The 11792-nt window shown below is 66.8% G+C and carries 6 protein-coding genes; 2 read left to right on the top strand and 4 right to left on the bottom strand.

Features of this window, described 5'->3' with window-relative positions:
• Positions 1-294: 294 nt before the first annotated feature.
• Both KK141_RS00980 and KK141_RS00975 read left to right on the top strand, forming a co-directional pair.
• Positions 295-1758, top strand: coding sequence for an MFS transporter (locus tag KK141_RS00980; protein ID WP_214569616.1), 1464 nt, complete (start codon positions 295-297; stop codon positions 1756-1758).
• Positions 1759-1780: 22 nt separating this feature from the next.
• Positions 1781-2512 carry a thioredoxin family protein gene (locus tag KK141_RS00975; protein ID WP_214569615.1) on the top strand — a complete coding sequence of 244 codons (732 nt, stop codon included), beginning with the start codon at positions 1781-1783 and terminating at the stop codon, positions 2510-2512.
• Positions 2513-2611: 99 nt separating this feature from the next.
• Here KK141_RS00975 and KK141_RS00970 read toward each other — a convergent pair whose 3' ends face one another.
• The 4 genes from KK141_RS00970 to KK141_RS00955 all read right to left on the bottom strand — a co-directional run bounded on the left by KK141_RS00970 (position 2612) and on the right by KK141_RS00955 (position 11668).
• Positions 2612-6361 (bottom strand): translocation/assembly module TamB domain-containing protein, encoded by a 3750-nt coding sequence (locus tag KK141_RS00970; protein ID WP_214569614.1) that lies wholly within the window; start codon positions 6359-6361, stop codon positions 2612-2614.
• A gap of 11 nt (positions 6362-6372) precedes the next feature.
• Positions 6373-8139 (bottom strand): autotransporter assembly complex family protein, encoded by a 1767-nt coding sequence (locus KK141_RS00965; protein WP_214569613.1) that lies wholly within the window; start codon positions 8137-8139, stop codon positions 6373-6375.
• A 200-nt stretch (positions 8140-8339) separates the two neighbouring features.
• Entirely contained in the window at positions 8340-10943 is a 2604-nt protein-coding gene (locus KK141_RS00960; protein ID WP_250901469.1) for a glycosyltransferase family 2 protein, read from the bottom strand.
• Between the two features lie 257 nt (positions 10944-11200).
• A complete protein-coding gene (locus tag KK141_RS00955; protein WP_214569612.1) occupies positions 11201-11668 on the bottom strand; it encodes a Dps family protein in 468 nt (155 codons plus the stop codon).
• Between the last annotated feature and the right edge of the window lie 124 nt (positions 11669-11792).

The raw sequence follows: 11792 nt of genomic DNA, 5'->3' as shown, positions 1-11792 counted from the left end.
GCGCTGTGTCAAACCGCGCCGCAGCATCCTTGCGTGCCCCCTCTCCCCTCCGGGGAGAGGGCTGGGGTGAGGGGCCGGGCGGAGTCGTGAGCGGAGGGGCGCGAAAACCCAAAGCTCTTGTTCTCTTCGTAGAAGCGTTGCGGCGAGCACCCGCCCCTCATCTGCCTGCCGGCATCTTCTCCCCGGAGGGGAGAAGAGTTGCACGATGGATGTCGATTCTTGCGACGCACATTCGTCATCCTCACAAACCCGGCGCAAGATGCACCGGCCATTTCCCCCGCAAGCGAGCCAAACATGACCAACCATGTTTCCCCCGGAACGAATCCCGATCACCACGAGCGCCGACGCTGGATCGCGCTGCTGGTGCTGTGCATGGGTGTGCTGATGATCGTGCTCGACACGACCATCGTGAACGTGGCGCTGCCCTCGATCAAAACCGACCTGAAGTTCAGCGACACCGAGCTGGCCTGGGTGGTCAATGCCTACATGCTGACTTACGGCGGCTTCCTGCTGCTCGGCGGTCGCTTGGGCGACCTGTACGGCCATCTGCGTTTCTTCCTGCTCGGCATCGCGCTGTTCACGCTGGCCTCGCTGGCCTGCGGCCTGTCGCAGACGCAGGGTTTCCTGATCGCCTCGCGGGCGATTCAGGGCCTGGGCGGTGCGGTGGTCACGGCGGTGGCGCTGTCGCTGATCATGGATCTGTTTACCGAGCCGGCCGATCGCGCCAAGGCGATGGGCATCTATGGCTTCGTCTGCGCGGGCGGCGGCAGTCTCGGGGCGATGCTCGGCGGCGTGCTGACCAGCACGCTGACCTGGCACTGGGTGTTCCTGGTGAACCTGCCGATCGGCATCGCGGTGATCGTGTTCGCCCCGAAGCTGCTGCCTTCGACCAAGGGCGTGTCGGATACGCGCCATCTCGACGTCAGCGGTGCGATCACCGTGACCAGCGCGCTGATGCTGGCGGTGTACGCCATCGTCAACGGCAATGAGCTGGGTTGGACTTCGGCGCGCACGCTGGGCGAGCTGGCGGTTGCGGTGCTGCTGTTGGCGGTCTTCTTCGTGATCGAGGCGCGCGTGCGCAAGCCGCTGATGCCGCTGCGCCTGTTCCTGCGCCGCAATATCGCCGTGTCCAACACGGTGGGCGTGCTGTGGGCGGCGGCGATGTTCGCGTGGTTCTTCCTGTCCGCGCTCTATATGCAGCTGGTGCTGGGCTACGGGCCGCTGGAAGTGGGCCTGGCGTTTTTGCCGGCCAACCTGATCATGGCGGTGTTCTCGCTGGGCATCTCGGCCAAGCTGGTGATGCGCTTCGGCATCCGCAAGCCGTTGGCGGCGGGGTTGGCATTTGCCGCGCTGGGCTTGCTGTTGTTCGCGCGTGCGCCGCAGGACGGGCATTACCTGATCGACATCATGCCGGGCATGGTGCTGCTGGGACTGGGCGCGGGCATCGCGTTCAATCCCTTGCTGCTGGCGGCGATGGGCGATGTGGAGCCGTCGGAATCGGGACTCGCTTCCGGCCTGGTCAATACCGCCTTCATGATGGGCGGCGCGCTGGGCCTGGCGGTGCTGGCCAGTCTTGCCGCCTCGCAGACCGGCACCGCGCTGGCCGATGGCGTCGAGCGCGGCGCGGCCTTGTTGACCGGTTATCGCACGGCCTTCCTGGCCGGTGCCTGCTTCGCCGCGCTGGGCGCGGTGCTGGGCGCGACGCTGCTGCGGCCGCGCGAAGCGGCGGCTGGCGAAGCGCCCGTGTCGGCGCATTGAAACCTTGCGAGGAGATGCCGCCATGGATCATCAGACCGTATCGCGCGACGCCTGGATAGAAGCGCGCGTGGCCTTGCTGGAGAAGGAAAAGGAATTCACACGGCTGAAGGACGAGCTCAGCGCCGCGCGGCGCGAGCTGCCGTGGGTCGAAGTGACCGAGCCTTATGTGTTCGACGGGCCGCAGGGCCCGGTGACGCTGGCCGAGCTGTTCGGCGGGCGCAGCCAGTTGTTCGTGAAGCACTTCATGCTGCGGCCGGGGCAAGAGAAGCCCTGCATCGGCTGCTCCTTCGAAGTGGATCATCTGGCCGGCATCCTGGTGCATCTGGAAAACCACGACGTGGCGTATGTGGCGATCGCGCGTGCGCCGATCGCGGAGATCGAGGCGCTGCGGCAACGCATGGGTTGGCAGTTTCCGTTCGTGTCGTCGCATCGCAGCGACTTCAACTTCGACTTCCAGGTGTCGTTCACGCCGGAGCAGATGGCCGAGGGCAAGGCGATCTACAACTATCGCGAGGAGAAGCCGGAGGGTACGGATTACTCGGGCGACAGCGTGTTCTACAAGGATGCGGATGGAAGGATCTTCCATACGTACTCGACCTTCGGCCGCGGCGGCGAGCAGTTTCTCGGGATCTATGGGTTTCTGGATGTGATGCCGAAGGGGCGGGCCGAGAACGGGCCGTATCGGTCGCTGGGGGATTGGGTGAAGTTGCGGGATGCGTATGGAACGGCCGCTGGCTGCGGCTGTAAAACCTGACCGTAGGTTGGGGTGAGCGAGAGCGAACCCCAACGTGCGTAGCGCCGCGATGTGTTGGGGTTCGCTTTCGCTCACCCCAACCTACGCCGAGCGCTCGGCCTATTTCTCGAGACGGTAATTCAAACTCGCCCGATTGAAATCCGTCGCACTCTGCGCCTCGAAATTCCACCGATGGCTCAAGCGATAACGCAGCGTCACCACCTGTCCAGGCTCGAACAACCCGACGCCATAGCTCAGATACAAACGCGGCGACAGGAATTTGCCGACGGTAAACGCCGACGTCCCGCCCAGCGCCTCGTTGCTCGAAACACCCACGTCGTCGATACCGAGCTTGCTGCCCACGCTCTTGGCCAGCAGATCGCCTGCCGCAGACCCCAGCGCCTGCGCCGCCGCACCGACCATATCGCCTTCGCCGCCTTTCACCTGCGACAGCGGCTTGCCGGTGATCAGATAGGACAGCGCATCCGACTGCTCCATCACCGGATTGGAGAACACGGTAAGCACCGGACGCTGCGCCGTCCCCGACACCATCAGGCCGACCTTCTGCCCTTCGTCGATGGTGGCATTCGGATTGAGCTTGCGCGCCGCGCGGATATCCAGGCCGGGGTTGTCGACCGGCGTGCTCGCGAACAGCAAGCGTCCCTGCTCGATCTGCAGGTTCTGCCCGTAAGCCTTGTAGATACCGTCGACGGTGATCTGTCCCTGGCCGGTCGTGGCGCGGCCGGGACGCTCGCTGACGGTAAGCGTTCCGCTGAGGCGGCCGTCCAGGCCGAAGCCGACCAGATGCGTCTTGCGCCCCAGATCGACCTTCACCGACGCGGTGATCGGCAAGGCCTTGGCCTTCTCTGCCTGCTGCTCCTGGTCCACCACCACCACGTCGGGCGAGGCCTGCGTGGCGCCGGCGCCGGGCAGGCGGGAGACGTCGATGTCGGCGGTGTCGAGCGTGACGTCGCCGCCGACGTTGATGCCCTTGGCGTCCTGGGTGATCTGCAGGTCGGGCGAGATGATCACCTTGGCCGAGGGAATATCCGCGGCGGTGAACTGGCTGCCCTTGACGTTGATCGCGGTGGTGGCGCCTTCGCCGACGCCCGCATGCCCGTCGATGCGCAGCGAACCCTTGCCCGACTGCACGCTGCCGCCGATCAGAAACTGCCTGGCGTCGGTGGTGCTGACGGTGAGCTGGCCCTGGCTGAGCTTCAAGCCGGCCGACGGCACTTCGGCGGCGAAGCCGGTGACGGCTGCCTGGCCGGAAACCAGCGGCTGCGCCACGGTGCCGGCGAAGCGGAAGCTGCCGTTGGCCGCGCCTTTCACTTCCGCGACTTCATTGCTGAAGAGTTCGATGAACTTGAGATTGTTGAGGTGCAGTTCCAGCTGCCCGCCCAGCGCCTGCTGCGCGCCGTTGATCGAGACCTGCCCGTCGACGCGGCCGCCGTCGTTGAGGCCCGCATGCAAGGTGGCGTTCTGGCTGGAGGGGCTGAGCTGCGCCTGCAGCGCGAGTTCGTTATAGGACAGCAGCGGCTGGTCGGCGCGGTCGACATAGGTGATGGTGCCGCGCGGCGAGGTAATCGAGGCGCTGCCGCTGAGCGCGCCGGCCGCGTTGCGCCGGATGCTGCCGCTGCCGCCCAGGGTGCCGTCGGCGCGCATCGGCATGTCGGGGCCGGCGAAGGTCATCAGCAGCGCCAGCGGCAGATCGCGCAGGCGGTAGTTGGCGTCGAGATTGCCGGCCTTGTCCTGCTTGGCCGCCACGCACAGCTGCGGCTCGCCGGCGGTGAGGCACAGCTCGGACAGGCTCATCGCACCGTTGTCGTAGCCCAGCTGCGCGGGCTGCTGCAGATGCCAGCGCGGAATGCCTTGCGGCTCCAGGTCCAGCGTGGACAGCGTGCCGTTCCACGCGCTGCCCTTCATGCCGCCGCTGAGCGCGACACGCGTGGAAAGCTGCTGGCCGCTGGCCTGCAGGGTGAGGCTGTGGCGTGCGGAGCTGCCTTCGCCGTGCAGGTCGATGCGCTTGAAATCCAGGCCGCCGAGCTTGGCGGCGCCGGTTTCCAGGTCGAGCTGTCCGCCCGGGTTGCTGAGGTCGGGCAGGTTGGCGTTGAGGTGCAGGCTGTCGATGGTCTGGCCGGCGTAGGCGATGCCATTGCCTTGCAGCTTGGCGTCGAGCGAGAACTTCGGCGCCTTGCCGCGCAGGCGCAGGTCGCCCTGCACGCGGCCTTGCGCATCCGGCAGCCAGTCGCCCAGCGAGGCGATGGCCAGATCGAGCTGCGCGTCGTTGCTGGCGCCGGGCTTGGCGTCGAGCTTGACCGTGCTGCCGCCGGAGGCGAGATCGAGCTTGCCGTCGACCACTTGTTGCGGCGTGAGATGCAGCTTGCCCTGCGCGCGCACCGGGCGGTCGCGCAGGGTGCCGGCGAGCTTGCGGATATCCAGCGTGGCGTCGGGCTGGTTCTGCGGCAGCGTGCCGTCGGTGGCGATGTCGAAATCCAGCGCGCCGTTCCAGCCGGCCAGCAGCTGGCCGGGGTCGAGCTTGTTCGCTGTAGCTTCGAGCTGCCAGGCCAGCGCGGGCTGCAAGGTGAGCGTGCCCTTGGCCTGCATGCCGCCCTGCGGCTGCTTGAGTTCCAGCGTGTGCAGGGTGATGAGTTTCGGTGTGCCGTCCAGATTGAGCGCGAGCTTGGCCAGCTTGCCGGGCGGGCCGATATCGACATCGCCTTCGGCATGGAAGGCATCCGCGCTGCCGCGCGCTTTCAGGCTGCCCTGGCTGGCCAGGTCCTGGCCGGCGAGCGATGCCGGCAGCAGCAGGTCTTTCCAGGCGATGGTGAGGTCGCCGCTCACCGGTTGCGCGCCGAGCTGCACGGTGCCGTTGGCTTCGAGCTGGCCCTTGATCTGCGGCGAGCCCAGCGTGAGCTTCTGCAGTTGCAGCGTTTTGAAGTCGTCGCTGAAGCGCGCGCTCAGCGGCTGCAGCAGCAGCTGGTAGTCGTTGAGATCGACCTTGCCCTGCAGCGTGCCGCCGTGGCGGTCGCCGCTGCCCTGCAGGGCCAGGCCCAGCGCGGTGAGCGAGCTGTCGCCGAGCAGGGGCTTGGGATCGAAGCGTGGCGCGTCCAGGCGCGCGTTCCAGTCGTAGTCGCCGCGCTGCGCGGCGTCCACGGTGAGCTGCAGCGCGGTGGGCTGGGTGAGTTTGAGTTCGGTCTTGATGCGCTTGCCGTCGCCGTGCGCTTCGATGCTGCCGGCGTATTCCACGCCGGCCACTTTCCAGGCGAAACCTGCGGCGCCATCGCCTTGTTCGCCGGCGGCAATGACGAGCTTGCCGTTGAGGTCGGCGTGGCCATCCGGCGCCAGCAGATTGAGCTGGTGCAGCTCGATGCCGGCGGAGGTCCACTGGCCGGCCAGGTCCAGGCGGTTGGAGGCGAACAGCGGTTCGCCCGCCTGCGCGATGCGCACGGCGCCGACGTGGACGCGGTCGAGCACGATGTCCAGCGGCGGCTTGAGCGAGAAGCTGGTTTCGCTGGGTTTTTCTTCTTCCTTCGATTTGGGCAGCGCGACGTCGATGCCGTCGGCGTCCAGGTTCAGCACATGCGCGCGCTTGCGCAGCAGCGGCCACAGGCGCAGGTCGAGCGTGGCGCTGGCCACCTTCACTTCCATGCCCTGGCCGTCGGCGTAGCGCAGGCCCTTGAGCTGCAGCGGGCCGGCGAGATGGCCATCCGCCTGCTGCACGGTAAGCGCGCCATCGGTGAAGGCTTGCGCGCGCGCCAAGGCGAAACGCAGGCCGGACGCGCTGCCCAGCAGCCACCACAGCGCAACCGCCAGCAACAGCACCACGATGCCGAGGAAGATGCCGATGCGCTTGAGCCACTTGGCCATCGTCATGCTCCTTACAAGTCCGGCCCGATCACGAGATGCAACTGCACCCCGTGTTCGCGCTTGTCATTGATCGGCGTGCCGACGTCCACGCGGATCATGCCCACCGGCGACAGCCAGCGCACGCCCAGGCCGGCGCCGACGCGCGGCCGGTAATCGGTGCCGTCGAAAGCATTGCCGGCGTCGACGAAGGCGGCCATGCCCCAGTTGCGGGTGAAGTAGTGCTCCACTTCGGAGCTGGCCACCAGCAGGTTGCGGCCGCCGACGACGCGGTCGAAGTCGTTGCGCGGGCCGATGGTCTGGAAGCCGTAGCCGCGCACCGAGCGGTCGCCGCCGGCGAAGAAGCGCAGCTGCGGCGGCAGGGCGTTGAAGTCGTTGGTCCAGGTATAGCCGACGCTGCCGCGCAGGATCAGGCGGTCGCGTTTGGTGAAGGCGCGGATCCACTTCGCGTCCGCGGCGAGCTGGCTGAAGCTGGCGTCGGACAACAACGTGCCGACGGTGCTGCGCGCGTAGATGTCGATCGCCCAGCCGTTGCGCACGAAGGTGGGGTTGTCGGCCTGTTTGCGCGACAGCGAGGCCTCCGGATAGAACAGCGTGCTGCGGCCGTGTTCGATGCCGGCGACGTTGTCGTTCTCGCCGGCCTGCTTGCCCACGGTGAAGGTGCCGGACAGCGCATGCAGGCCGATGGTGCGCGTCCAGCCGTGCCACAGGCGGGTTTCGTTGGCGACCAGTTCGAGCGTGCGCGATTTCGAGGTGTCGGTGTTGGCGTCGCGGAAGTTGGCGCCGAAGTTGAACGAGCGCTGGTTCTCGCCCGGCATGGGGATGGAATAGAGCGTGGACAGCGTCTTCAGCCGCTGCGCCAGCACCAGTTCGTTCTTCCACTTGTGGCCGCTGCGGTTGATCCAGCGACGCTCCATGCCGGCGCGCACGCCGGCGCCGGTGTCGGTGCCGACGAAGGGGCCGCCGGTGTAGATGGTGCGCTTGGCCGGCGCCAGCTGCACGGTGACGTCGACCACGCCGTCCTTGGCCTCGTCCACGTCGGGCAGCACGTTGACCACCGAGAAATAGTCGGCGCCATTGAGCGCCTGCTGCAGCTGGAGTAGCTGGTCCTGCTGAAAATAGTCGCCGCTTTTGAACGGCACGTAGCGCTGCAGGAAGCCTTCCTTGAACTGCGAGCCTTCGAAGTGCACCTCGCCGTAGCGGTAGCGCTTGCCGGCCTCCCACGCCAGCGCGATGGTGGCGGTGCGCTCGCCGCGGTTGACCTCCACGCGATGGGTGACCATGCGCGCGGACAGATAACCGTTGGCGGTGAGCGCGCCGGCGAGCGCGTCGCGGGTGCTGGTGTAGGTGCCGTGATTGAGCTGCTGGCCCTTGAGCCGTTCCACCGCGCGCTCGGCGCGGCGCACGGCGGGAATCTTCATGGCCTCGTCGTCGAGCTTGACCTCGACCGCGCTGACCAGCACCGGCTCGCCCGGCTTCACGTGCAAGGTGACGCGCCAGTCGGCGCCGTTCTGCTGGATGTCGCCTTCGGCGCTGGCTTCGTAGTAGCCGTAGGGCTCCAGCGCGCTGCGCACCTGCTCCGGCGCGCGCTCGAACAGGCGGCGCACCTGGGCTTCGCTCACTTCACGGTTGGCGTACTGGGAGAGTTCGACGCCGGCGATCACCGGAGCCTTGAGCGTGTCGTCCACCCCGTCCACCACCAGCTGCACGCCGGCCCGCGCGAACGGGCTCAGCAACAGCAGGGGCAGGGCGGCCAGGCCCAGGCGTCGTTGTCGGCGCATGCGGGGGTTCCATCCATTGGGGCGGCAGGCGAATGCATCGCCTGGACCGAGCTTAGCGGGTGGGGGTGAGACCGCAACCTCGGGCTGCCGTTCGCAGCTTCTTGAACTGGGGTGGGCGAATGCGAACCACAACGAGTGTGGAGGGTACGGGGTGTTGGGGTTCGCGTTCGCTCACCCCAACCTACGCAGGCGTGGCGGGATCAACCGGCCTTGTCGCCTGCCTTGTGCGCGATCCACGCGCCGACCACGGCCGACACGTAGGGAATCGCCTGCGCGCTGAGGATGAACATCCACAGCTTGCTCTCCACGTAATGCGTGCCATAGGCCATGCCCATGCCCACCACGCACAGCAGCAGGGCGACGGCCATCAGCATTTCCTCGCGCACCGGTGCGAAGGCGGCGAAGTTGCTGCCGCCCAGGCGGCGGCTCTTGGCGGTGACCACGAACGAGGTCTTCTCGCGCGTGAGGCCGTGCAGGATGCCGCGTGCGATCGCGTGCGACAGGCCCATGCTGGCCAGCGAGGCCATCAAGGTGTCGTACCAGCTGCAGGGCACGCGGGCGCGGTACAGCACGATGCCGAAGATGGCCTTGGCGAAGAAGAAGCCGATCACCGGGATCAGGAACAGCTGCATCGGCAGGGTGAACAGCTTCGGCGCGGCCACCATGCCGGCGGTCCAGAAGATCGCCATCAGGGTGAAGATCAGATGCAGCGCGTCGGCGAACCAGCTGAACCAGCCGGTGAGGAAGTGGAAGCGCTGGCCCACCGAGAGCGGCCCCTTGCGCGTCATCCAGTCCCAGCGGCCCTTGAGGATCTGCATGGCGCCGAAGGCCCAGCGGTAGCGCTGGCTCTTGTAGGCCTTGAAGTCGGCCGGGGTGAGGCCCTTGCCCATCAGCTCGTCGACGTAGACCAGCTCGTAGCCGGCATGCATCAGGCGCAGGCCCAGTTCCGCGTCTTCGCAGATGGTCCATTCGGACCAGCCGCCGGTGCCTTCCAGCGCCGAGCGGCGCACCATGGTCATGGTGCCGTGCTGGATGATCGCGTTGCGCTCGTTGCGGTGGTGCATGCCGATGCGGAAGAAGCCGTCGTATTCCCACGCGGTCATGCGGCGGAAGCGGTTGTGCTCGAAGTCGCGGTGCGCCTGCGGGCACTGCACCACGGCGACCTTGGGGTCGTGGAAGTGGCCGGTCAGCGTGGCCAGCCAGTCCTGGCGCACCACGTAGTCGGCGTCGATCACCGCCACCACGTCGGCGCGAGGATCGGTTTCCTTCAGGCCGAAGTTCAGCGCGCCGGCCTTGAAGCCGGGCCACGGCTCCAGGTGGAAGAAGCGGAAGCGGTGGCCGAGCTTTTCGCAGTATTCCTGCACGGGCTGCCAGATCGCCGGGTCCTTGGTGTTGTTGTCGATCACCAGGACTTCGTAGTTCTCGTACTCGAGCTCGGCCAGCGAGTCGAGCGTGACGATCACCATTTCCGGCGGCTCGTTGTAGCAGGCCAGGTGGATCGACACGAACGGCTGCTTCGCCGGCGGATCCGGGCGCAGCATGGCGGCATGGCGCACCCACGAGCGGCGCCACAGCACTTCGGTGAATTCGAAGCCGTTGATCAGCAGGATGGCCAGGATGGCGATCTGCGCCGGGAACAGCAGGACCAGCATGGTCCAGTCGATCCAGCTCAGGTAGAAATTGAAGGGCAGGGTGGCCGACCACACCACCAGGCCGCAGGCCAGCTGGATCAGCGCAGCGAAGAAGAAGCGGCCGGTGAGCTTGAAGCGCGCGAAGCGGCGCCCGAACCAGATCATCGGCACCAGCGCCAGCAGGCCGGCGGCCAGCGCCTTCCAGGGCCAGCCGGTGTCTTCGGTCACCGGGCCGGTGAACGGGAACTTGGGCTGGCGGTCGGCGTTGAACATGCCCCAGTAGGCTTCGGTGCGGCCGGCCAGCTTTTCCTTCCAGGGCTGGTCGAAAGCTTCCATCACGTAGTAGTCGAGCTTTTCCTGCTTGGCCTTGTTGAACCACAGGCGCAGGAAGATCGCTTCGTCGGAGACCGAGGGCTGGGCGTACTTGAAGCGGTCGCCGTTGGACGGCCAGCCGATCTCGCCGATCACGATGTGCTTGTTCGGGAACAGCTGCTGCAGCGCCTCGTAGCTCTTCACCGCGTCTTCCACGGCGTCGGTGCGGGGCACGCCGTTCCAGTACGGGAACAGGTGGACGGTGATGAAGTCCACGTGGTCGGCCAGTTCCGGATACATGGCCCAGATATGCCAGGGCTCGGCGATCGACACCGGCTGCTTCAGCGCCGCGCGGGCGCGGTCGGCATAGGCCATCAGCTGCTCGGGCGTGAGGTCGCCGCGGAACAGCACCTCGTTGCCGACGATCACGCGGGTGATCGAATTGGGGTAGCGGCGGGCCTGGGCGATCAGCGCGTCCAGCTCCAGCTCGTTGTTGTCCAGGCGGCGGTCCATCCAGGCGCCGGCCATGACGTCCAGCCCGTCGCGCTCGGCCAGGCGGTAGACCTGGGGGTTCTGCAGGGTGGAATAGGTACGGACGCGCGAGGTGTAGCGGCTCAGCAGCTTCAGGTCGCCCTCGATCTCCTCCTCGCTGGGGAAATCGTTTTTCAGCGGGTTCTGGTAGCGCTGGAAGGCGGACAGGGCGAAGCCGCCGACCGGGCCGTTCCAGTCCTTGGGACCGTTCGGAAGGTTGCCCCACCACCACAGGCCGACATTCAGGGCCGCGACGACCAGCGCCAGCAAAATGGCTGAAAACAGCGTGGACCGGCTGGGATGGGTGGCTGCTGCAGCGGTAGCGCTCAAGAACGATCCCCGTGGTTGCCTCTCACACGAGGCGCCAAAGCTTGAGGAGCTTACCGAGGCCGGGCAGCAGGCTCAATAAAGGCGGGGGCGGGTGGTCAGCGCGAGGTCAGGGCGGGGAGCCGGCGTAGGTTGGGGTGAGCCGCAGGCGAACCCCAACGTATGCGTCCAACGAGTTCATGTCCGGCCTGCCGGGCCCGGGCGCCGTTGGGGTTCGCCGAAGGCTCACCCCAACCTACCTGTGAGGGGCCGCCGGCCCCTCACTTCAGCAGCGAACGCAGCATCCAGGCCGTCTTCTCATGCTCCTTCAGCCGCCCGGTGACCATGTCCGCCGTGCCCTCGTCGCCCGCCGCATCAGCCACCTTGATGGTCTCGCGGGAGGTATGGGCGGCGATTTCATGCCCCTCGACCAGCTGGCCGACCATGTCCTTCCACTCCGGCACGCCGGCTTCTTCCTTGATGGTGGTGAGCTTGCCGAACTGGCTGTAGGAGCCGGGGGCGAACACGTCCAGGGTGCGGATGCGCTCGGCCACTTCGTCGGCGGCCAGCCACAGCTCGTTGTACTGGGTCTCGAACATGGCATGCAGGCTGTTGAACTGCGGGCCGGTGACGTTCCAGTGGAAGCTGTGGGTCTTCAGGTACAGGGAGTAAGTGTCCGCCAGCAGCTTGGACAGGTGCTTGGCGACCTGCTCGCGATCTTTCTTGGCGATGCCGATATCGATGGCCATGGCCGTACTCCTTAGTGGTGAAAGTCTGTCGTCGAGCTTAGCGGGGCGTCCCGTTAGGAAGAAATGAATGCTTCCGATGCGCGCGATAGTTCTGGGCTATGACGGCCGCGCTGCCGGTACAATG

This window comes from Dyella sp. LX-66, assembly GCF_018599165.1.
In the GTDB taxonomy this organism is placed as follows: domain Bacteria; phylum Pseudomonadota; class Gammaproteobacteria; order Xanthomonadales; family Rhodanobacteraceae; genus Dyella_D; species Dyella_D marensis.
The sequence above is the reverse complement of the archived record's forward strand: the minus strand, read 5'-3'. Positions and strand labels throughout refer to the sequence as shown.

Coding starts and splice junctions, on each gene's coding strand:
- KK141_RS00975 (WP_214569615.1), top strand. CDS start 1,781: ATGGATCATCAGACCGTATCGCGCGACGCCTGGATAGAAGCGCGCGTG.
- KK141_RS00970 (WP_214569614.1), bottom strand. CDS start 6,361: ATGGCCAAGTGGCTCAAGCGCATCGGCATCTTCCTCGGCATCGTGGTG.
- KK141_RS00965 (WP_214569613.1), bottom strand. CDS start 8,139: ATGCGCCGACAACGACGCCTGGGCCTGGCCGCCCTGCCCCTGCTGTTG.
- KK141_RS00955 (WP_214569612.1), bottom strand. CDS start 11,668: ATGGCCATCGATATCGGCATCGCCAAGAAAGATCGCGAGCAGGTCGCC.
- KK141_RS00980 (WP_214569616.1), top strand. CDS start 295: ATGACCAACCATGTTTCCCCCGGAACGAATCCCGATCACCACGAGCGC.